The organism is Mucilaginibacter sp. (assembly GCF_041088075.1).
GTDB lineage: Bacteria > Bacteroidota > Bacteroidia > Sphingobacteriales > Sphingobacteriaceae > Mucilaginibacter_A.
Genome location: NZ_JBGCVY010000058.1, coordinates 105,280 through 126,102 on the forward strand (window position 1 = coordinate 105,280; position 20,823 = coordinate 126,102).

22 protein-coding genes are annotated in these 20,823 nt (G+C 42.6%); 9 read left to right on the forward strand and 13 right to left on the reverse strand.

From position 1 onward, the window contains the following. Positions 1-17 precede the first annotated feature (17 nt). Complete coding sequence (locus V5804_RS14305) at positions 18-1,238, forward strand: ABC transporter permease (RefSeq protein ID WP_369592076.1); 1,221 nt, start codon at positions 18-20, stop codon at positions 1,236-1,238. A gap of 10 nt (positions 1,239-1,248) precedes the next feature. On the opposite strand, the gene V5804_RS14310 is transcribed toward V5804_RS14305, so the two are convergent. Then, positions 1,249-1,620, reverse strand: a complete 372-nt coding sequence (locus V5804_RS14310) for a nucleotidyltransferase family protein (RefSeq protein ID WP_369592077.1) — start codon at positions 1,618-1,620, stop codon at positions 1,249-1,251. Positions 1,621-1,988: 368 nt separating this feature from the next. On the opposite strand from V5804_RS14310, the gene V5804_RS14315 reads away from it, so the two are divergent. From V5804_RS14315 to V5804_RS14340, 6 genes are all read left to right on the forward strand, one after another. Then, on the forward strand, positions 1,989-3,107 hold the full coding sequence (locus tag V5804_RS14315; protein WP_369592078.1) for an NADH:flavin oxidoreductase: 1,119 nt from the start codon (positions 1,989-1,991) through the stop codon (positions 3,105-3,107). Positions 3,108-3,274: 167 nt separating this feature from the next. Continuing rightward, positions 3,275-4,138: an SDR family oxidoreductase gene (locus V5804_RS14320; RefSeq protein WP_369592079.1), complete on the forward strand. Its 864-nt coding sequence runs from the start codon at positions 3,275-3,277 to the stop codon at positions 4,136-4,138. Positions 4,139-4,199: 61 nt separating this feature from the next. Continuing rightward, on the forward strand, positions 4,200-4,925 hold the full coding sequence (locus V5804_RS14325) for a hypothetical protein (RefSeq protein WP_369592080.1): 726 nt from the start codon (positions 4,200-4,202) through the stop codon (positions 4,923-4,925). A 53-nt stretch (positions 4,926-4,978) separates the two neighbouring features. Next, complete coding sequence (locus V5804_RS14330) at positions 4,979-5,743, forward strand: alpha/beta fold hydrolase (protein WP_369592081.1); 765 nt, start codon at positions 4,979-4,981, stop codon at positions 5,741-5,743. Positions 5,744-5,830: 87 nt separating this feature from the next. Continuing rightward, positions 5,831-6,622 (forward strand): hypothetical protein, encoded by a 792-nt coding sequence (locus V5804_RS14335; protein WP_369592082.1) that lies wholly within the window; start codon positions 5,831-5,833, stop codon positions 6,620-6,622. Positions 6,623-6,739: 117 nt separating this feature from the next. After that, positions 6,740-7,342 (forward strand): GNAT family N-acetyltransferase, encoded by a 603-nt coding sequence (locus V5804_RS14340; protein WP_369592083.1) that lies wholly within the window; start codon positions 6,740-6,742, stop codon positions 7,340-7,342. 31 nt (positions 7,343-7,373) lie between these two features. Here the strand turns inward: V5804_RS14340 and V5804_RS14345 are convergent, their stop codons facing one another. Continuing rightward, positions 7,374-7,583, reverse strand: a complete 210-nt coding sequence (locus V5804_RS14345) for a hypothetical protein (RefSeq protein ID WP_369592084.1) — start codon at positions 7,581-7,583, stop codon at positions 7,374-7,376. A 227-nt stretch (positions 7,584-7,810) separates the two neighbouring features. On the opposite strand from V5804_RS14345, the gene V5804_RS14350 reads away from it, so the two are divergent. Together V5804_RS14350 and V5804_RS14355 are read left to right on the forward strand one after the other, a co-directional pair. After that, on the forward strand, positions 7,811-8,287 hold the full coding sequence (locus V5804_RS14350; RefSeq protein ID WP_369592085.1) for an inorganic diphosphatase: 477 nt from the start codon (positions 7,811-7,813) through the stop codon (positions 8,285-8,287). A 7-nt stretch (positions 8,288-8,294) separates the two neighbouring features. Then, positions 8,295-8,804 (forward strand): 2'-5' RNA ligase family protein, encoded by a 510-nt coding sequence (locus tag V5804_RS14355; protein WP_369592086.1) that lies wholly within the window; start codon positions 8,295-8,297, stop codon positions 8,802-8,804. Positions 8,805-8,915: 111 nt separating this feature from the next. Here V5804_RS14355 and V5804_RS14360 read toward each other — a convergent pair whose 3' ends face one another. The 11 genes from V5804_RS14360 to lpdA form a co-directional block, all read right to left on the reverse strand. After that, complete coding sequence (locus tag V5804_RS14360; protein WP_369592087.1) at positions 8,916-11,639, reverse strand: carboxypeptidase regulatory-like domain-containing protein; 2,724 nt, start codon at positions 11,637-11,639, stop codon at positions 8,916-8,918. Between the two features lie 81 nt (positions 11,640-11,720). Then, entirely contained in the window at positions 11,721-12,548 is an 828-nt protein-coding gene (locus V5804_RS14365) for a sensor histidine kinase (RefSeq protein WP_369592088.1), read from the reverse strand. A gap of 344 nt (positions 12,549-12,892) precedes the next feature. Further along, positions 12,893-14,092 (reverse strand): amine oxidase, encoded by a 1,200-nt coding sequence (locus V5804_RS14370; RefSeq protein WP_369592089.1) that lies wholly within the window; start codon positions 14,090-14,092, stop codon positions 12,893-12,895. A gap of 84 nt (positions 14,093-14,176) precedes the next feature. After that, entirely contained in the window at positions 14,177-14,971 is a 795-nt protein-coding gene (locus tag V5804_RS14375; RefSeq protein WP_369592090.1) for a PhzF family phenazine biosynthesis protein, read from the reverse strand. 127 nt (positions 14,972-15,098) lie between these two features. Continuing rightward, positions 15,099-15,815 (reverse strand): deoxyribonuclease V, encoded by a 717-nt coding sequence (gene nfi / locus V5804_RS14380; RefSeq protein ID WP_369592091.1) that lies wholly within the window; start codon positions 15,813-15,815, stop codon positions 15,099-15,101. A 110-nt stretch (positions 15,816-15,925) separates the two neighbouring features. After that, positions 15,926-16,786, reverse strand: a complete 861-nt coding sequence (locus tag V5804_RS14385) for an RNA polymerase sigma factor RpoD/SigA (protein ID WP_299290389.1) — start codon at positions 16,784-16,786, stop codon at positions 15,926-15,928. Between the two features lie 162 nt (positions 16,787-16,948). Next, the gene (locus V5804_RS14390; protein WP_369592092.1) at positions 16,949-17,785 is read right to left on the reverse strand and encodes an MBL fold metallo-hydrolase; all 837 of its coding nucleotides are present in this window, start codon (positions 17,783-17,785) and stop codon (positions 16,949-16,951) included. A 38-nt stretch (positions 17,786-17,823) separates the two neighbouring features. After that, positions 17,824-18,192 (reverse strand): PIN domain-containing protein, encoded by a 369-nt coding sequence (locus V5804_RS14395; RefSeq protein ID WP_369592093.1) that lies wholly within the window; start codon positions 18,190-18,192, stop codon positions 17,824-17,826. Then, complete coding sequence (locus V5804_RS14400; protein WP_369592094.1) at positions 18,179-18,349, reverse strand: hypothetical protein; 171 nt, start codon at positions 18,347-18,349, stop codon at positions 18,179-18,181. Before V5804_RS14400 ends, V5804_RS14395 begins: the two co-directional genes overlap by 14 nt. A gap of 47 nt (positions 18,350-18,396) precedes the next feature. Beyond that, positions 18,397-18,717 (reverse strand): multidrug efflux SMR transporter, encoded by a 321-nt coding sequence (locus tag V5804_RS14405; protein WP_369592095.1) that lies wholly within the window; start codon positions 18,715-18,717, stop codon positions 18,397-18,399. 462 nt (positions 18,718-19,179) lie between these two features. Next, positions 19,180-20,568, reverse strand: a complete 1,389-nt coding sequence (gene lpdA, locus V5804_RS14410; protein ID WP_369592096.1) for a dihydrolipoyl dehydrogenase — start codon at positions 20,566-20,568, stop codon at positions 19,180-19,182. Positions 20,569-20,823: the final 255 nt, after the last annotated feature.

The window sequence follows — 20,823 nt, forward strand, 5'->3', positions numbered from 1 at the left end:
AATCAAAACCACGCCGTTTGAATATAGCCACTTTTATCGCCAGCCGCATTTCGTTCCGCAGCAAACGCACGTTTTCTAAAATGATCGTCCGCATTGCCATTACCGGTATCATGCTGGGTTTGGGCGTGATGATTTTGAGCCTGGCCATTGTAAAAGGTTTTAAGCAGGAAATCCGGGAAAAAGTAAGGGGTTTTTCGGGCGATATCCAAGTGGTAAAGTACGATTTGAATTCTTCCTACGAAAATTCCCCGTTTGTTGCCGACCCTTCTTTTTTGCGTGATGTTGCTCATAACAAAGCTTTCACGCACATCCAGCCTTTCGCCACCAAACCGGCCATTATCAAAGCAAACGATGCGATTGAAGGCGTGGTTTTAAAAGGTGTGGACGAAACCTACAACTGGAATTTCTTCAACAAAAACATGGCTTCCGGCCACGTTTTAAATTTAAAAGATTCGGCAGCGGCAGAAAAACAAATCATGATCTCGCAGTTTACAGCCGACCGGTTGAAGCTGAAAGTGGGCGATGATTTTTTGATGTATTTTGTGCAGCAGCCGTTGCGCAAACGCAAGTTTAAAATCATCGGTATTTTTAATGTGGGGGTAGAAGAAGTAGACAAAACTTACGTCATGGGCGCGCTTTCGCTGATCCGCAGGCTAAACAATTGGAAACCAAACGAAGTTGGCGGTTACGAAATCCAGATCCCGGAGTTTGGCCAGTTGCAACAAGCCAGTGAAACGCTGAGCAACATTTTGCCGGTCCAGTTCAAATCTTTTACCGTACAGGAATTTTACCCAACCATTTTTGAGTGGCTCAGTTTGTTGGATGTAAACACGCAGGTAATTTTGATTTTGATGCTGATTGTGGCCGTCATCAACATGATTTCGGCCTTGCTGATCATGATTTTAGAACGGACGAGCATGATCGGAATGCTGAAAGCTTTGGGCGCAAACAACTGGCGCATCCAGCAAATTTTCCTGTTAAATTCTCTGTACCTGATTGCGGCCGGTTTGCTGCTGGGCAATATTTTTGGCGTTGGTTTGAGTTATTTTCAACACCAAACCCACCTTTTTAAATTAGACCAAGCTTCTTATTACATGACTTTTGTGCCCATCCAACTCAACCTGTCGGATGTTTTGCTGCTCAATATCGGCACGCTGGTGGTTTGTGTACTGGTTTTGCTGATTCCTTCGATGTTGGTTACTTCCATTTCTCCAGTAAAGGCGATCAGGTTTAAGTGAAGTTTTGGCTTTATTTTTCGTCTTTGCCTTCCGGTTTTTTGGTTTGAAATTCCTGTCCTGACTCGTTTAAATTTATGGCGAAGTTACTGTACAATACTTCAAACTGCTTCTCGATGTTTTTATGGAAACTTGCGGGCAGCTTGGCCCAATCCCACAATTCCACCAAAATCGGAATGTTGCTGTTTGTTATTTTTTCGCGCAATTTCAGATAAACAGCAATCGGGAGCGGTTTCAAGTCTGGGCTTCGCGCTACCAAATCCAAATCGCTTCCATCGTGTGCGGTGCCGGTTACGCGGCTGCCGTAAGCCCAAACCTCCATTGGTGTTTTTACCGATGAAAAAATTTGGATTAAGGATTGCCGGTCTTTATCTCTTAATAACATGTTATAGTTGTGCTGATGTAAATGCTTTTGAAATATTCCAATTAAGTGGTATCAATATCCATCAGCCAATATCTTTTTCAAAAAATTTTTGTTTTTATGTTGAAAATTTGCAGGACGTTAAAATTGCCGCACCGTAAAAATCAAATGAAAACAAAAGCAAGTTTAAAAATTTATCTGCTAAAAGAAGCATCAACTTGATTAATCTCAATGGCTGGGGAAAAGCGCATGCTTCTTTTATCGGCAAAAAATTGGTAAGCATCAGCAAAGTGTAAACCTAAAATGCTTCTGTCAGTCAGCAGCAACAAATCCAGTCCTGATAACTGCTTTTCATTATAACTTGATAGCTTAGGCTTTTATTACAGATAATTATGGAAACGACAACAAATTATTCCCGGTTAGATACACTTTTTCGTCCGTTCCGGTTAAAATCATTAAACCTGAAAAACCGGATTGTGATGGCACCCATGACACGTTCTTTTTCGCCAAACGGTATTCCCGGCGACAATGTGGCCGACTATTATCGCCGCAGGGCAGAAGGTGAAGCCGGATTGATTCTTTCGGAAGGAACAGTGATCGGCCGGCCTGCTTCTTCCAACGATCCTAATATCCCTCATTTTTACGGTGAAGAATCTTTGGCCGGATGGAAAAAAGTGATCAACGAAGTACATGCCGCAGGCGGTGCAATGGCACCACAAATTTGGCATATGGGCATTATGGCACCGCAGGGAAGCTGGCTGCCGTCAACGCCTTTTGAAGGCCCATCAGGTTTTGTGGCCGAAGGCGTGCAAGGCGGTGTAGCCATGGGCGAAAATGCTCTAACTGATACTATTGCTGCTTTCGCCAGTGCCGCTGCGGATGCCAAGCGTTTAGGTTTTGATGCGGTAGAGTTACACGGTGCGCACGGATATTTGATCGACCAGTTTTTTTGGGGTGCTTTTAACCAGCGTACCGATGCTTTTGGCGGAAAAACCATTGCCGAACGCAGCCATTTTGCGGTAGAAGTGATCAAAGCAGTCCGTGCTGCTGTTGGCGAAGATTTTGCGATCATCATCCGTTTATCGCAATGGAAACAACAAAATTTAAGCGTAAAATTAGCAAACACACCAGATGAAATGGCTGCCTGGTTAAACCCGATGGCCGAAGTTGGTGTGGATATTTTCCATTGCTCGCAACGCCGTTTTTGGGAGCCGGAGTTTGAAGGTTCTGACTTGAACTTTGCCGGCTGGGCAAAAAAACTGACCGGAAAAGCAACCATTTCAGTTGGTTCTGTTGGTTTATCGGGAGAATTTATGGCAGCTTTCGCCGGAGAAGCTTCTCAGCCAAAATCATTAGAAGAATTGGTAAACCGGATGGAAAAAGGCGAATTTGATCTAATCGCCGTTGGCCGCGCTTTACTGGCCGACCCGGAATGGATCAAAAAAGTAACGCAAGGCCGCACCAACGAATTAAAAGGCTTTACAAAAGAAGCATTGGGCACGTTGGTTTAATTTACAAAATACTTCTTTTACCACCTCTTTTTATACAAGGCCGGAAACATTTCCGGCTTTTTCTTTCTTCAAAAATATCCAAACCAGATTAAAAAAGAAATAAATTTTATTACTGGTTAAACTGGTTGGGTTTTTGCAAAGCTAAACGCAAAACTAAAACAACTAAAATGGAACAAAAACCAACCCAGCTTCCCGGCGATGAAAAGCAGGAATCCCAGCCCGGAATTGAAGAACAAATGAACCCAAAGCCCGAATACATCAGCGAAAGCTACCAGGGTTCGGGCAAATTAGAAGGCAAAAAAGCTTTAATTACCGGCGGCGATAGCGGCATTGGTCGTGCTGTTGCCGTACATTTTGCCCGCGAAGGTGCCGATGTAGCCATTGTTTATTTGGGCGAAGACGAGGATGCGGAAAAAACAAAAGTTTTGATTGAAGCGGAAGGCGGCAAAGCATTGTTGATAAAAGGCGACGTGAGCGACCCGGAAACCAGCGTAAAAGCTGTGCAGCAAACGGTGGAAGCTTTTGGCGGATTGAACATTTTGGTGAACAACGCCGCGCAGCAATTTCCGCAGAAAGACATTGAAGGCATCAGCAATGAGCAGTTGGAAAAAACTTTTAAAACCAACATTTTCGCGCATTTTTACTTTGCAAAAGAAGCATTGAAACATTTTGAGGAAGGCGATTGCATCATCAACACCACTTCGGTTACGGCTTACCGCTCGTCGCCCAATTTGTTGGATTATTCGTCTTCCAAAGGAGCCATCACGGCTTTCACACGTTCGTTGGGAACCAATTTGGCCGAGAAAAAGATCCGTGTAAACGGCGTTGCGCCCGGCCCGATCTGGACACCGCTGATCGTTTCTACTTTCGACAAAGAAAAAATCGAAAAATTTGGAAAAGAAACACCAATGGGCCGCCCTGGCCAGCCATCAGAAGTTGCGCCGGCTTATGTTTTCCTGGCTTCGCATGATGCTTCTTATATCACCGGCCAGATTATCCACGTAAATGGCGGCGAAGTGGTGAATGCGTAATTCAATTTAAGAATGATAATTTTATAGGCCGGATCATTTCCGGCCTTTTTTATTCAAACCGATGCTTCTTTTACCCGATAAAAATCCAGATCAAAACCAGGAAGCCATTGTTTTGCTGGAAAAAGAAATTGCTTTGCTGGAAGCCGAACTGCGCGGGTTGGAATCCAACTTAAACGTTTTTCAAACTAAAATCCGTTCGGTTTTATCAATCCAAATTAGCCGTATCCGCGCTTTGACCGATCTTTACAAATCTCAAAAAAAGGCAAAAAAACTGAAACGGCTGGAACAAAAAAAGCGCGGCAAAAATTACAAAGAGCCGCTTGATTTGAAAATAAACCATGCTTCTTTTACCGCACCAGATTTGGTTTCTGCGGATGACAAGCAGGAACTGAAACGTTTATTTAAAGAAGCGGTGGTGCAAATCCATCCCGACAAATTAATTAATGCCGATGTAGATTTAAACAAATGCGCTACTGATGTTACCGCCAAACTCAATGAAGTGTACCAAAGCGGCGACCTGGAAGAGTTGAGCCGTTTGCACGAGTTTATTATCAGCGGAAATGCGTTGACTTATGTTCCTGAGCAGCCTCAAACTATCAAAAATTCATTTGTAATGATCCAGTTTTTGCAGGATAAAAAACGCCAATTGTTACAGTTGATTACGGAAATTAAATCATCAGAACTTTATCAATTGTGGACAAACGGAAGAGATATTGAAACCATTATTGCCGAACTGAGATTGGCTTTTGAACGTCGGATCATTGTAATGGAAAAGCGGACCAGATAACGCCAACACAAATTATAAACGCAACTGTTAAACCGGAAAGTTTTAAATAATCCATGGATATTATACCTCATTCTGATCCGCAGAACGCTGCCATAACTGAAAAAGAGACTTTAGTTTTTTTGCATTATTTTGGTGGTTCGGCGCAAAGCTGGACTTGGACGATAGCACTTTTACAGCAGGAATACAATTGTATCGCCTTAAATTTGCCTGGTTTTGGCGGAGAACCTGCGCTGCCCGAACCTTCTATTGCAAGCTTTACTTCTTTTATCCAGCAAAAATTGGATGAGCTGAATGTTGAATCGTACGTGCTGATCGGGCATTCGATGAGCGGAAAAATTGCTGTTGATGTGGCTACCAACGATCCTAATTTTTCGGTCAGGCATTTGATCTTGGTGGCGCCTTCCCCACCAACTGTTGAACATATTGGCGATGAAGAATTGCAAAGGATGCTGATCCATCCAAACCAAAAAGAAGCCGAAATTACTTTAAAAGGCATAACCCTAAAACCTTTGACGGATGAACAGCGGGAATTGGTGATACAAAACAATTTGGAAACCGACCCGAAAACTTGGGACTGGTGGCTGCTGGAAGGCGTACACCATTCTATTGCAGAAGATGCGGCAAATTTGTTTTTGCCGATCACGGTTTTGGCTTCCGAAGATGACCCGGCCATCAGTTTTGAAAGTATTTTGAAGGAAACCATGCCGCATTTGCCCGATGCAAAACTGATCACGACAAAAGGTGTTGGCCATTTAAGCCCGATGGAAGCACCGGAATGGCTGGCCTCGGAAATCAAAACAACACTAGCCAAAGATTAGTGCATACTGTTTTTACCGGCAAAAAAATGGTGCTTGATATCAGCTATGAGCCATTAACCATTAACCATCAACTATTAACTAATACAATTGAAACGCTACCGTTTTTTTGAGTTTGAAGATTACCATTGGTTCCCGGATGTATTGCGCACTGGTATGTTGGACTATTTGCGTTTTTTGATACGGTTGCTGCGCGTTTATAATTCCATCACACCCGTTTTATTGGAAGTTTTGGAGAAAACCGGAGAAACGCAAATTGTAGATTTGGGTTCGGGCGGCGGCGGGCCGGTGTTACAAGTCAGGCAAAATTTAAACTTGCAAAACAAGCAGGTTGCTTTTATTTTGACAGATAAATTCCCAAATTTGGATGCCTGGCGTTACTTGCGAGAAAACACAAACCAGCAGATTGATTTTTATCCAACATCGGTTGATGCGGAAAATGTGCCCGAAACTTTGCACGGAATCCGTACTTTGTTTTCAACGGCGCACCATTTTCGGCCAGCACAAATCAAAGCAATTTTACAAGCTTCAGTCAATCAAAAGCAAGCCATTTGTTTGTTTGATGGCGGCGATAAAAACTGGTTTTTCCTGTTGGGCTCGCTGATTGTGCACCCGGTAGTTTTCTTTTTTTGCACACCATTTTTGCGCCCTTTTAAAATTTCCAGGTTGGTTTTTACTTATCTCATCCCGCTTATTCCGCTTTCTACTATTTGGGATGGCTGTGTTTCACTTTTGCGTTTGTACCAACCGCAGGAGTTTTTACAATTGGCACAATCTATCCCCACAAAAACCTATACTTGGAAAGCGGGTAAGACCAAAAACAACTTGGGCGTGCATGTTGCTTATTTAATTGGATATCCAAACTTGGATACTGAAATTTAGGTGGTAAAAGAAGTATTGGTTTCGAACCCAAAAAATATTTCAATAAATCCAATTGTATTTTAAAATTTCAATCTTTAAATTATAACTTGTACAATTGCAAAAAATACAAATTACAACATGCCTCAACCTTTTGATTTTTCTGCAGATTATATCTTAGAAGATGATTTCGTGCAGCTTCGCCCGTTAACAGAAAACGATTATGAAAGCTTGCTGCCTTTTGCTTTGAACGAACCCGAAACTTGGAAGTATTCGATGGTTCCGGTAGCGGGCGCGCAAGGGTTAAAAACTTATATTGAAGCTGCTTTGGCCGCGCGGGAAGCAAAAAAAGAATATCCTTTTATTGTGTTTGACAAGCGGCGGCAAAAGTATGCGGGCAGCACGCGCTTTTACGATATTAACTTGCCTTACAATTCTTTACAATTGGGTTTTACCTGGTATGGAAGCCAGTTTCAAGGAACCGGATTAAACAAACATTGCAAGTTTTTACTGTTGCGATTTGCTTTTGAACAGATGGGGATGGAGCGCGTAGAATTCCGTGCCGACAATAACAATAAACGGAGCATTGCCGCTATGCAAAGTATCGGCTGTACCATCGAAGGCGTGTTGCGCAGCCATTTGCCCTTGCCCGATGGAACACGCAGGAACACCATTGTTTTAAGTATTTTAAAAGAGGAATGGTTTGGCACGGTAAAAGAAGCATTGCAAAGCAAGCTACAATAATGGCTATTTGAAAGGGTTGATGATGGTAATTTTATCTTCGATCATTTGCTTCGTCGCGGTTAAATTGGTAACCTTTTGTATCAATGGCCAATGCTTCAAACGTTACTTTTTTTTGTAAGGCATGTTTCGCTAAACCTTCATCTTTTGCGAATACAATCATTTCAATCTCCTTCCCAACATAGTTTTCAGGGATAACAACCGAAATTGTTTTTTCGTTAGGGGTAATTGTTGTGTGAAGCATATTTAAAATTTTAAAACTTTTAATTGTTAACGATAAAATTACAGCTTAAATATACAATAACAAAGCTTTAACAAATCACCGACTTCACGTCAAAATCCTACTGGGTTTTTTACTTATCAACCTTGATTTTTAACCGATAAAAACAGTATCATTATTTTCAGTTTCTTTTCCCTAACAATAATTGCTTACAACCTAAACATTACTTGTGTTTGCAAAGTTATCTAAGTATGAAATCTGTAACCGCAATTATCGAAAGCCCGAAAGGGCAGGGCCATAAATATGATTATGAACCGGAAAGCCACTGTTTTAAACTGATGAAAGTTTTGCCCGCAGGATTGGTTTTTCCGTTTGATTTTGGTTTTATCCCGAAAACGAAGGGCGAAGACGGCGACCCGCTGGACGTAGTGGTGGTTTCTGAAATCCCAACCTTTCCAGGATGTTGTTTAGATTGCCGCATCATAGGCTCGATAAAAGCGAACCAAACAGAAAAAGATGGCGAAACCGTGCGCAACGACCGTTTTTTGGCCGTGCCCGAAGTTTCGCAATTATTTAAAGAAACAGAAGATATAGACCATTTGCCCGGACATATTGTAGACCAGATCGAAAACTTTTTTAAGAACTACAACGAGCAGGCCGGCAAAAAATTTGAACCGATAGAAAGGGTAAATGCCGAGGAAGCTTTTAACATGATTAAGTTTGAATAAAACCCAGATGCCTACCGAAAACCCCGTTATCCTCACCCTGAAAATTGACCCTGAAGCGGCTGCTTATTTTACCGATTTGCGCAAGCAGCATTTCCCTGCGGAGCGAAATTATCTGGACGCGCATTTAACCTTGTTCCACCACTTGCCCGCAAGTGAAGACACCATATTTGAGGCGGTAAAAACAGTATGCGCCATACAAAAGCCAATGGTTTTACAAGTTACCGAAGTTGTAAGCATTGGTGCCGGCGTGGCATTCAAAATAGAAAGCGCAGAACTAAAGCAACTGCACAAAAACCTGCAGCAACAATGGCAACTTTGGCTAACGCCGCAGGATAAGCAACCGCTTTGGCCGCATATTACCATCCAAAACAAAGTTGACCGGCAAACGGCTGTACAATTGCAGCAAGCGTTGAGTTTAGATTTTAAGCCTTTTGAAATTCAAGGGTTGGGTTTAACGTTTTGGGAATATTTAAACGGTCCGTGGCGGTTGATTGAGAATGTTGATTTTGAAGGTTAAATAAATAGAAAATTTAGAACACACCCCTGGCCCCTCTCGAGAGGGGAAGCATGACGGAGACCTTTCTATCGTTTACCTTTCAGCCTTTCACCCTCCAACCTTTTACCTTAATTACTGCACTTTGTACCGATAATTAAACCGGCCAATGTTGCCGTCCTTATCAATACCTTCGGCAATAACGCGGTAGGTGCCTTTTCCGTCCGAATTGTAGAATTCAAAAGCAGCGTTTCCTTTTGCATCCGTCAGCACATTTGGGTTCCAGTAAATGGTACTGCGGTAATCCAAACCTTGCATCGTACTTCGGCTTACCTCATATTTGGGCGAGTAAAAAACGCGGCTGTTGCTATAACCTTTGGGCACAAATTTTACAACGCTTGGCTGCGGAAGCAAATCTTCCAAATCTTTCATGGTTACTTTTTTCCTGACCACTTTTTTCATGTTCACCACCAAAACGCCGTTTGTGTTGTACGTGCGGTTGATGCCGCTCAATTCGTCTTTTAGAAATACTTCAACAGATTCTACATCAGGTGCTTCCAAGCTGTTGAGGTAATTGATATCAACCGGCATCCCGTTGACAAATACCTGCACCGGTGTTTTATTTCCGTTCTGGTAATCGCGCCGTACAAACAGGTTGTTATCTACATAAGTTAAACCTAAAAGGCTGCCTTGCAAACAAGTTAAAAACTGGTTGCAAGGCGTCAACCTGTCGCCTTGGATTACCTGGTCGGGCATACTGCTCAACCCTGTTAAAGCCGGAAAATCAAGGTGGCTTGGTTTTTTTACGTTCGAAACACCTTTTACGGTTACTTCTTTCAATGTCCGGCCGTTAAAATATTGCCTTTTGCTGTTTTGCAGATAAGTGTTCAACGTGCTATCAATATTCAATATTTCGTCCGGCGATTGCGGGTTTTTGCTGGCGGCTTGTGCGGAAGTTCCGTTGAGCATGATCATCATGTTCCGGCTGTTTGAATTGCCTTTTGCGCTCAGGATCACTTGTGAAGAATCAATCACCAAAACTTTGGGAAAAGTAAAAATACCGTTTGCATCCGTTGCGGCCTGCGAAGTATAATTACGGTCGGGAACCTGTAGTTTGACCACGCCGCGCGAAATCGGCATTCCGGTCAGATCACGCAGGGTGCCGGAAATATCTATCCCGGCTTCGGGCAAAAACGTAACCGGCGGATAAGTGCCTGCTAAAATTGCCTGGTAATTAAACCGTCGGTAACCTTGCGTCAGCATCAAAACATCCAGATCGGCAGCGGTTTGCTCGTTTGGGTTTTTAAAATAATAGTTTGGTTTCTCGATATAACCTTTTAGATCAGAAGTCAGGAGCAGGTTGGTTAAAATCGTTGTTTCGGCGTTCTCGTCAAAAGGGATTTTACTTTCATCAATTACGGCAACAGACAAACTGGCTTCTGCCGACAGCGTTTTGTTTTTTGTGGTTACGTTGATCCTTACTTTTTCGCGCGTTAGATAATTGGTTTTGGCCGAGTTTAAGGCAATATCCAACTGGTCGTTGTGCTGGATAAAAAACAAACGTTCGCAAAGTGGTTTCCCATCTGATAAAAATAGGGTGAACTGGATAATGCCGGTCGGGAATTTGGTTTTTGGGATAGCGGCACTGTAAACAATATTTTGAAGCGAACTTTGCGCTGCATAACAAATGATATTGCCAACGCGGCCAACCAAATAAAAGCTTTTGTTCTGGTTCTTTTTCAAAAAAGCCTCATTGGTTGAAATGCGGAGCAGCAGGTTGGTTGGGTCAGCGTTATTAATGGACATGCTGATGCCTTCGGGATTCACGCGCGGCAGGTTGACCGTACTTTTAGAACCATCTGCAAAAACAAGGTTTGCGCGGTATGTTTTTCCTGCTTCGGCCTGCATCACAAACGAACCCATACCAAGATGTGCGGCGTTAAATTCGGCTACCGTTTTGCCGTCGTTATCGGTAACGGTTCCTTTCACGCTGATGCCCAAACCGTTTGGGCCTACTGCTTTTACCGCTACTTTTGTGCGGGTGCCGACAATCATTTCGCCGCCTTCCGGAAAAAACTGAACGTCTGCCGTAGCAGTTGCCGTACGCAAAGGAAACGTGCTGGTAACTGATTTTTTATCGTTGGTGCTGATGGCGGTAAACAAAGTCCCGGCTGTAAGTGCCGTGTTTTGTTTGCTGGTAATGTTGACCGGCAAAAACCCTTTTTGGTCTGTGGTGCCTTTGCCTTTGGCCACGGTTTCGTAATCTACATCTACATGCCAGCTTACTTTTTTGTTGGACAAGGGCACGCCGTTTTCGTCCTGGAAATAAATCCCGGCGTTGATTTTAGACGGGTTTTCTTTACTTGTTCCCGAAAAAGAAATGCGCGTTACCACGTTGTTTTCGATCAAATCGCCAACAGCAATATTTTTGTTGAAGAAGTAATCCGGGCCGTCGTTGCGCATATAATTGGTGTAAGCGCGGATATGGTAATTTCCCTGTTTGTAAATGAGCGGCTGCAAAGTAACATCACCGGAAGCCATGCTGTTTACAACGGGCAGTTTCAGGGTTTGCACCAAAGAATCGGTATTGGTAAAAACATCCACATAAACAATTTTACTGAGCGGCGATGGTTCGTGCAAGCCAATGGTTACGTAAGCTTTAAACCAAATGGTATCGCCAACGGCATAATAAGGTTTATCAAAATGGAGGTAAACTTTTTCAACCGGCCGCCCTTCGGCAAATTTCCCGGTTTTGGTAAGGATGGTTTGGAGGCTGACGGTATCTTTTTGCGCAAACGCTTGGGATAAAGGAGCCGAAAAAAGTATGGATAAAAGAAGTATCAGTTTAAAACGAGGCATAAATTTGTGTTGTAGCAAAATCAGGCTAATATAAACCTTTCGGCCCAACCTTATAACAAGCAAATTTAGTTTAACATTTTTTTACAACTGCGGGAAGGCTTGGAAAGGTAACGTGAACCAGAAAACCGAACCGTTTCCTTCTTCGCTGTTTACACCAATCTCGCCGTGCTGCTGGCTGATGATTTGTTTGCTGATGTACAAGCCCAAACCGGTCCCGTTAAACCTTTTGTCGTTTCTGTGGGCGCGAAAGTAGCAATCAAAAACATGCGGCAAGCTGGCCGCAGGAATGCCGACCCCGGAATCCTGAACAGAAACTTTCAGTTCGTTGGCTATGGTTTCTACAAAAATTTTGATAGGACCGCTTTCCGGGGAATATTTTATGGCGTTGGAAATCAGGTTCACCAAAACCTGTTCAATGCGTGTGGCATCGGCATAAAGATCAACCGAAACGTTGCCTTCAATTATAATTTCGTGCTGCTGGCTTTGGTAACGAAAAGATTCGACCGTATTGTTCAACAAAGCAGCAAAGTTAAAAACATCTTTTTTGATGGCCGTTTCGCCGTATTGCAAAATGGTGATTTCCTGCATATTGTTCACCAGTTTAACCAGCCGGTTTACCTGCGTTTCTGCTTTCAGCACCAATTCCAGCACCAGGCGGTTTTCTTCTTTTTGGGTGAGTTCTTCCAGCATGTTGAGAAAAAGCATGATCGTGGTGATCGGCGTTTTAAGTTCGTGGCTGGTCATGCTCAACATTTCTTCCTGCTTTTTTAGCTGCTCGTAGTTGGATTGATACTTCTTTTGCAGGGTAAAAAAAGTATCGGTATCGGCACTGTTGGTTGCAAAAAAATGCTGACCGTAGAGGGCAGTTGAATTTTCGGCTTCATTCGTAGTTACACTTTTGTTTTCCATGGCGGTCAGTTTGAGCGTAAAGTTTCTGCATGTATTTTTATGTGGTAAAAGAAGTATGCGGCAAGACCTGGAAATGCTAAATTGCTGTTGGAGCTATTGATCGCCCAAATGTATTGTTCTAAATGTGTTTAATCTTTTGATTGACTTTATTTAACATTCTGATTACAAACCTGTAAGCTATAAAAGGAAAATTTTGCTTTATAAAACCATATTTTACCGACTTGTTAATTTTATCTATCAAAACCTGAGGCAACAGCGTTAAGCAATTTAAACGACACTGATTTTATAGGGGTAAAAGAAGCATGGCTGATAATTATTTTGTCTGCACAAGCCCCGGTTTTCAATCAATCCTTAACCAAACCCAACCTTTGCGAAACTTCATAACCCGGATCGGCCACTGCTGCCACAATTTGCGCTTGTCCGGCCAAAAAAGCGGCCGCATATTCCTGGTGCAACACACGCTTTGGCAATTCATTCGGATAAAATTCTAAATCCCACAAACCGGCCTGGTGCCAAATGGTTAGATGGTCCCAATCCGGCCGGTCAATAATCGGGTAAATACAAATGCCCCAAAGCGGAATGTTATTTTGAAGTAGGATTGCCGTTTCATCCGCAATGTATTTAATCCATTTTGGCCGGTCTTCTTTTGGGTGGCTGGTTTCTGATAAAACCACCGGCCGCTGGTAACGCTGGTAAGCCTCAGTAAGCAAACTGCTAAAAGGGCGGAAACGGCTGTCGCGCGGCTCGTCAATCCACTTTAAATAATCGTGCGTGGTACTAACCCATTGGTTGTTGTAATAATAATTAAAGCCCAAAATATCCAAATAATTGGTAGAACCGCCAAGCTCCGGGCAAATTTTGCCGGATAAAATATCGAGTACCTGATACTGGTTTTCGTGCAACGCTTTAGCCGCCAACAATTCTTCTTCGGTGGCATTAAACGGCGGCACAACTTGTATCAATGGTTCCGTCGTCATGATCCTGACAGAAGGGTCAACTTCGCGCATGGCCACAATACCATCAATATAGGCGCGTACCAAAGCGTACTTTAAATCCCAGCCCTGGTTTACGGCATAAGGCGTAGTTCCGCGCACTTCGCCGCCCAGCCAGGAAATGAAACCTACTTCGTTTATCGGTGTAACAATCAGCACGTTATCCGGGCTAACCGAACGGTAAAATTGAACAAACGCACGGCACAAAGCGGCAAAACGAGGCGCAAAATGCGGATGGTTGGGCGTTAAATCTGCCGGAAAACCAAAATGGCAAATATCCCAAACCTGCTGGATGCCGTTGGCTTTTCCTTTTTCAACCATCATGGCAACCGTTGTCCAATCGTATTCGTAGGGCTTTTTTTCCACGTGGCTCCATTGGATTCCCTCGCGTACTGTTTTGATATTGAACTGTGAAAGGTTTTGGTAATCTTCGTCTATCAATTCTAAATGGGCCGTTTCTTTCAGCAAATCCACACGGTTTCCGTAATAATTTAACTGATCAGTGCATTCGTAGCCAGCCATCCAAAAGGAGCGGAAAGGGTTTTTGTTCATTCTTGTGATTTTTGTGTCGGAAATATAAGTTTTAACAGAAAGGCAGCTATTTTGTGCTGCCCTAATTTATTGCACCTGAAATTTTTATGGCACCATAATTTCGCCGCGCATATAAGTGATGGCCTTGCCGGAGATCAATACCCGTTCGCCTTTATCTTCGCACCAAATTTCGCCTTTTCTTGCCGAAACTTGGTAAGCACGCATACTGTTTTTACCCAGCCTTTTTGCCCAATACGGGATCAGCGTGCAGTGCGCCGAACCGGTAACCGGATCTTCGGGAACGCTGCAAGACGGCGCAAAAAAGCGGGAAACAAAATCAACTTCTTTGCCGGGAGCGGTAACGATAATGCCAATCACGTCAATCTTTCCCAGCAAAAAGAAATCGGGTTTTAGGTTGATGACGTCTTCTTCCTTTTCGTAAACCACAAAATAATCCCGCGCTTTTTGGATGCTAATTGGTTGAACATTTCCGCCTAAAGCTTCCAATAAAATGTCCGGCGTTTCACAAAGCTGTGGCGGGCGCGAAGGAAAATCCAACGTATAAAGATCATTGTTTTTGGAAACCACCAAAGTTCCGGCGACTTTGGTTTTGAAGTGGATTTCTTCTCCCGCAAAACCTAATTCTGTAAATAAAATATGTGCCGAAGCTAAGGTTGCATGTCCGCACAAGTCAATTTCCAGTTCGGGCGTAAACCAGCGCAGCATAAAGCCATCACCATCCGAAACGAAAAAAGCAGTTTCGGCCAGGTTGTTTTCCAAGGCAATTTGCTGCATCGTTTCGTCGGGCAGCCATTTTTCGAGCGGACAAACGGCAGCCGGGTTTCCGCCAAAAAGACGATCGGTAAAAGCATCGGCCTGGTAAATTTTAATATTTTGCATTCGGCTCAATTTACATTTTTTCTTGACAATTCGCTTTTGTCATGCCGAACTTGTTTCGGCATCTCACAACATAGGTCGTGATTTTGGAAGAGGGATCCTGAAATAAATTCAGGATGACTAACTAAAATCAACCAAACAAATCCAACTGTGTGCTTCTTTTATCGCCCATATTTTGGGTTCGAATTTGGTTGACCAATAAATGCGCCCGTCGCGTTGGTTCCGGGATGCGGTAACCGGAATTGCATTGTTTCATTATTTCTAAACTTTGTTCCAAGTTGATCTTATGGCCGGGCGAAATAAAAACCGGGTTTACTTTAAACTTTGTTCGTAAAGCTGCGCCGATCACTTCATCTTTATCGTACAATAAACTGGTTGATCCTGCTGCTTCGGGCAAGGTTTCAAACTTTCCAATCAGCAAACTTTTGGCACAACCTAAAGCTGGCGTACCGGTAACCAAACCAAAATGCGTGGCAATGCCAAGGCGGCGAGGGTGCGCAATTCCTTGTCCGTCCAGAACCATCAAATCCGGTTTTACTGAAAGCAAATTCCAGGCTTTTAACAACGAAGGAATTTCGCGGAACGAAAGCAAACCGGGAATGTACGGAAATGTGGTTTTGCTGATGACGGTTGCTTTGGCCACTTCCTGCAAATCCGGAAAACTCAAAACGATGATGCCGGCGTAAACCGTATCTTCGTATTTGTTGAAAGAAATATCAGCGCCTGCAATGGTTTGGATAGGTTTTTCAAGTGGCCCGATTTGGATTTGTTCGCGCAATTGATTTTGCAGTTCGATAGCTTGGGCAGGCGAGAGGCTTTCGTATTCTTCCGGTGAAATTAGGGGCATAAAAGAAGCATTTTGTTGTCATCCTGAACTTGTTTCAGGATCTCTCATACTTGATTTTACTTTTTTTAGTGGGATGCCGAAACAAGCCTTCAGAATATGAAGGCTTTAATTTATCCTAAATACGATTTTAGTATTTTACTTCGTGAAGTATGCCGCAGCCGTTGCAACGCTTTGTCTTTAATCTGGCGGACACGTTCGCGTGTTAACGTAAATTTTTCGCCGATTTCTTCCAATGAAAACGGACTGTTTGCGCCTAAACCAAAAAACAAAACGATGATTTCCCGTTCGCGCTCGGTTAAGGATGATAAAGAACGGCGGATTTCTTCGGCCAGTGATTCATCAATCAGCATCGAATCGGTGTTCGGCTCTTTGTTGTCCAAAACATCCAGCAACGTATTTTCTTCGCCTTGCACAAAAGGCGCGTCCATCGAAACGTGGCGGCCTGAATTGCTCAACGTATCCGAAATTTTATCAACGGTGGTTTCCAATATATCGGCCAGTTCTTCGGGCGATGGTTCGCGCTCGTATTCCTGCTCCAATTTTGAAAATGCCTTGCTGATCTTGCTTAAAGAACCAACCTGGTTCAGCGGCAAACGCACAATGCGGGATTGCTCTGCAATAGCCTGCAAAATAGATTGACGGATCCACCAAACGGCGTATGAAATAAATTTGAAGCCTTTGGTTTCGTCGAAACGTTTGGCTGCTTTGATCAAACCTAAATTTCCTTCGTTGATCAAATCGCCCAATGTAAGTCCTTGGTTTTGATATTGTTTGGCTACAGAAACAACAAACCGGAGATTGGTTTTGGTCAATCTTTCTAACGCTGCCTGGTCGCCTTCCCGTATTTTTTGCGCTAAAATAACTTCTTCTTCCGCTGTAATTAAATCAACCTTTCCAATTTCGTGCAAATATTTGTCTAACGACTGCGACTCACGATTAGTTATGGATTGAGTTATTTTAAGTTGTCTCATTTATAAACCCTGCCTTTTTTATAACTGAATAAAAACATGCGAAAATAAAAAATATCTGTAACTTTTTATTTAAAGACAAAACAAGATTGCTGATTTTTGGTTAAAACAACTCATTTATAAGCTATTAATTGTTGAAATGACGTTTAATGCTTCTTTTATCACCTAAATTTCATCCAATCTAAAAGTTTCGTTTAAGCGGATGCCTTTTTCTGTTTTTTTGACGGTGCAACATTCCATTTCCGGGTCGTGCTCTATAAAAAGGATGTAGTTTTGATCGGCAGCTTCTTCCAAAAAGGCCGCTTTTTCTGCCAAAGATTTGAGCGGGAACATATCGTAAGCCGGAATGTAAGGCAGCGGAATATGGCCAACTGTGGGCAACAGATCGGCCATGTAAACCAGCGTTTTGTTTTTGTAATTGATCTTTGGCAGCATCATCGCATCCGTATGGCCATTGGCAAAAAGCACCGAAATATTGCCGGTAAAAGAAGCATCGGTTGGATGGACGAATTGCAATTGCCCGCTTTCCTGCAAAGGCAAAATGTTCTCTTTTAAAAAGGAAGCTTTTTCGCGTTCATTTGGATGGACGGCCCAGTTCCAATGTTGTTCGTTCGTCCAGTAAATAGCGTTTTTGAATGTTGGGACGAGCTTTTCATCTTTCAAAACCACACTTCCGCCAACATGATCGAAATGTAAATGCGTGAGGAAAATGTCGGTCAAATCATCAACATGAAAACCCAACTTGTTTAATGATTTTTCGAGTGAATCTTCCCCATGTAAAAAATAACGACTGAAAAACTTTTCGCTTTGTTTGTTGCCGATGCCGGTATCCACCAAAATCAGTTTCCCTTCATCTTCAATCAACAAACAACGCATCGCCAGCGTGATCAAATTGTTTTCGTCGGCCGGATTGGTTTTGCTCCACAACGTTTTAGGCACCACGCCAAACATCGCGCCGCCATCCAATTTAAACAAGCCGGTGTTGATTGAGTGGAGTTGCAAGGGTTTTGAGGTGTGAGGTTTGAGGTTTTAAATACCGATTACATATTCAACAACATGCAATCAATACTTTTAATATTGGCAAAACCTTTATCGGCGGTTAATAAAGGTAATTGCAGAAGTTGGGCAGATGCTGCAATAATTGCATCCGGAAGTTTAATGTTATTTGCTCGTTTTAAAATAATTGCCAAGTCTGATAACTGTTGGTTATGATCGACTTTATAACAAATCGACAGCATTTTACGAATTAAAAAATCCTCATCATTACTAAGATTTTTCTTACTCAACAATTCAATTTCTGTGATGTAAGAAAACGCCCATTCTTCCTGGGCAAAAGAGACTATTAAAGGATTTTCATTTAAAAGGTAAATGAAACAGTTTGTGTCTACAAGGAATTTAATCCCATTCATCTCTTAGCTCTTTTTGGTATGTAAGTCCGTCTCCAAACTTGCCTTTCATTTTGCCATAAAAATCCATCAACTTTGGTTTTTCAGAATTAGCTTTGATTTTTTCTAAAGCAGCTTTTATTTCATCCTGATCGGCGTCTTTATTAATCACAATTACCATGTGTTCAGTTTTATATGTTAAAGATAGTTATTAATATATGATATTGCTTACTCCTTCGTTACCAACTTCAATCCTAAAATTGAGGCAATCAGCATAAAAATAAAAAACAGGCGCCAAAAGTCTGCCGGTTCTTTAAACAGTAAAATGCCAACCAAAACAGAACCGCTTGCGCCAATGCCGGTCCAAACGGCATAAGCGGTGCCGATCGGAAGCGTTTGGACGGCTTTGTTCAACAGTAAAAAACTCAAAGTAATGCAAATAAAAAAGCCAATGCTCCATTTTAAATTGCTGAAATTGTTGGAAAATTTAAGGCAGGTGGTAAAACCAACTTCAAACAAACCACCAAGAATAAGGTAAAGCCAGGCCATGTTTAAGTTGTGGGTTTTAATTGTCTGTTCTTCAAATCAAGCTATAACTATCACACCAATTTTCAGGTGATAAAAGAAGCATTGGGGTCAGTTGCAGGTTGTGGGTTTTGAGTTGCCAGTTCTTCAAATCAAGCAAAAATTATTACACCAATTTTTAGGCGATAAAAGAAGCATTGAAATCAGTTGCGGGTTGTGGGTTTTGAGTTACCGGTTCTTCAAATCAAACTGTAAATATCACATCAATTTTTAGGCGATAAAAGAAGCATCGGGATCAGTTGCCGGTTGTGGGTTTTGAGTTACAGGTTCTTCAAATCAAACGATAACTATACACCAATTTTTAGGCGATAAAAGAAGCATTGGAATCAGTTGCGGGTTGTGGGTTGTAAGTTTTCAGTTCTATCTAAACTATAGGTTTAAACTCGATAGGAACTCACAACTGGCAACCCACAACTCACAACCGAACTACAAGTGGATCACTTCGCCATAAGCATCGGCCGCAGCTTCCATCACCGCTTCGCTCATGGTTGGGTGCGGGTGTACGGAAGTGATGATTTCGTGTCCGGTGGCTTCCAGTTTTCTGGCGGTAACTACTTCGGCAATCATTTCGGTTACGTTGTTTCCGATCATGTGCGCGCCCAAAAATTCGCCGTATTTGGCATCAAAAATCACTTTTACAAAACCGTCTTTGGCACCGGCGGCACTTGCTTTCCCAGAAGCCGAAAAAGGAAACTTGCCAACTTTAAGATCGAAACCTGCTTCGCGCGCCGCTTTTTCGGTATAACCAACGGAAGCAATTTCCGGCGAGCAATACGTACAGCCCGGAATATTATTATAGTTTAAAGGTTCCGGGTTTTTGCCGGCAATTTTCTCGACACAAATAATCCCTTCCGCAGAAGCAACGTGCGCCAAAGCCTGGCCTTTTACAATATCGCCGATGGCAAAAACGCCTTCCACATTGGTTTTGTAAAAATTATCCACCAAAACTTTGCCTTTATCGGTTTTGATGCCCAATTCTTCCAGCCCTAAATTTTCCAGGTTCGTCATTATGCCAACGGCAGAAAGAACGATATCAGCTTCTAAAACTTCCATTCCTTTGGCTGTTTTAACGTTGACTTTGCATTTTTCGCCGGAAGTATCAACGGATTCAACGGTAGAACCGGTCATGATATTGATGCCGAGTTTTTTGAAAGAACGCGCCAATTGTTTGGAAATGTCTTCGTCTTCAACCGGAACAATGTTGTCTAAATATTCTACGATCGTAACTTTGGTGCCGATAGAATTATAAAAATAAGCAAACTCTACACCGATGGCGCCAGAACCAACCACGACCAAGCTTTGCGGTTGTTTTGGCAAATTCATGGCCTGGCGGTAACCAATCACTTTAACGCCGTCTTGTTTTAAGTTTGGCAGTTCGCGCGAGCGACTGCCGGTTGCCAGGATGATGTTTTTAGCGGTATAATTTTTGGTTGAACCATCGGCGGCTTTCACTTCGATGCTGCCTTTGCCTTTCAGTTTTCCGGTGCCCATGATCACGTCAATCTTGTTTTTTTTCATCAAAAACTGAATGCCTTTGCTCATGCCATCGGCCACGCCGCGGCTCCTTTTGATGATGCTGCCGAAGTCAACTTCGCTGCCGTTCACTTTTAAACCATATTCTTCTGCGTGGTTGATGTACTCAAAAACCTGGGCACTTTTTAACAAGGCTTTGGTTGGGATACAGCCCCAGTTCAAACATATGCCGCCTAAAGACTCTTTTTCGACAACTGCCGTTTTTAAACCTAATTGTGCCGCACGGATGGCAGCAACATAACCGCCCGGGCCGGTGCCAATCACTATAAGATCGTAATCCATATCTATTTATTTTATAAAACCTGTTTTCAGATCAGCTTCAAAGCTAAATAAAATAGGTGTTTGTTTAAAGTAAAAGTGTTTAAGGCGCCAAGAACAACAAAATGCTGTTTTTGAAACAAATAGCAAAAAAATATTGAATTAGCAAGAAAAAGAGGGCTATGTATTGTTAATGTGTAAAAAAAAGGCAGAAGTGTTAAGAAATTAATTGTTAAAGTTAACATTAACTTAATGTTCGGCTTTTTCTAACCGTTATCT

What these genes read in the sequence shown, in the direction of transcription:
- V5804_RS14345 (WP_369592084.1), bottom strand. Translation starts at nt 7,583, where the DNA reads ATGCTTCACACAACAATTACCCCTAACGAAAAAACAATTTCGGTTGTT.
- V5804_RS14330 (WP_369592081.1), top strand. Translation starts at nt 4,979, where the DNA reads ATGGATATTATACCTCATTCTGATCCGCAGAACGCTGCCATAACTGAA.
- lpdA (WP_369592096.1), bottom strand. Translation starts at nt 20,568, where the DNA reads ATGGATTACGATCTTATAGTGATTGGCACCGGCCCGGGCGGTTATGTT.
- V5804_RS14320 (WP_369592079.1), top strand. Translation starts at nt 3,275, where the DNA reads ATGGAACAAAAACCAACCCAGCTTCCCGGCGATGAAAAGCAGGAATCC.
- V5804_RS14310 (WP_369592077.1), bottom strand. Translation starts at nt 1,620, where the DNA reads ATGTTATTAAGAGATAAAGACCGGCAATCCTTAATCCAAATTTTTTCA.
- V5804_RS14340 (WP_369592083.1), top strand. Translation starts at nt 6,740, where the DNA reads ATGCCTCAACCTTTTGATTTTTCTGCAGATTATATCTTAGAAGATGAT.
- V5804_RS14360 (WP_369592087.1), bottom strand. Translation starts at nt 11,639, where the DNA reads ATGCCTCGTTTTAAACTGATACTTCTTTTATCCATACTTTTTTCGGCT.
- V5804_RS14315 (WP_369592078.1), top strand. Translation starts at nt 1,989, where the DNA reads ATGGAAACGACAACAAATTATTCCCGGTTAGATACACTTTTTCGTCCG.
- V5804_RS14365 (WP_369592088.1), bottom strand. Translation starts at nt 12,548, where the DNA reads ATGGAAAACAAAAGTGTAACTACGAATGAAGCCGAAAATTCAACTGCC.
- V5804_RS14405 (WP_369592095.1), bottom strand. Translation starts at nt 18,717, where the DNA reads ATGGCCTGGCTTTACCTTATTCTTGGTGGTTTGTTTGAAGTTGGTTTT.
- V5804_RS14370 (WP_369592089.1), bottom strand. Translation starts at nt 14,092, where the DNA reads ATGAACAAAAACCCTTTCCGCTCCTTTTGGATGGCTGGCTACGAATGC.
- V5804_RS14400 (WP_369592094.1), bottom strand. Translation starts at nt 18,349, where the DNA reads ATGGTAATTGTGATTAATAAAGACGCCGATCAGGATGAAATAAAAGCT.
- V5804_RS14355 (WP_369592086.1), top strand. Translation starts at nt 8,295, where the DNA reads ATGCCTACCGAAAACCCCGTTATCCTCACCCTGAAAATTGACCCTGAA.
- V5804_RS14385 (WP_299290389.1), bottom strand. Translation starts at nt 16,786, where the DNA reads ATGAGACAACTTAAAATAACTCAATCCATAACTAATCGTGAGTCGCAG.
- V5804_RS14325 (WP_369592080.1), top strand. Translation starts at nt 4,200, where the DNA reads ATGCTTCTTTTACCCGATAAAAATCCAGATCAAAACCAGGAAGCCATT.
- V5804_RS14395 (WP_369592093.1), bottom strand. Translation starts at nt 18,192, where the DNA reads ATGAATGGGATTAAATTCCTTGTAGACACAAACTGTTTCATTTACCTT.
- V5804_RS14375 (WP_369592090.1), bottom strand. Translation starts at nt 14,971, where the DNA reads ATGCAAAATATTAAAATTTACCAGGCCGATGCTTTTACCGATCGTCTT.
- V5804_RS14350 (WP_369592085.1), top strand. Translation starts at nt 7,811, where the DNA reads ATGAAATCTGTAACCGCAATTATCGAAAGCCCGAAAGGGCAGGGCCAT.
- nfi (WP_369592091.1), bottom strand. Translation starts at nt 15,815, where the DNA reads ATGCCCCTAATTTCACCGGAAGAATACGAAAGCCTCTCGCCTGCCCAA.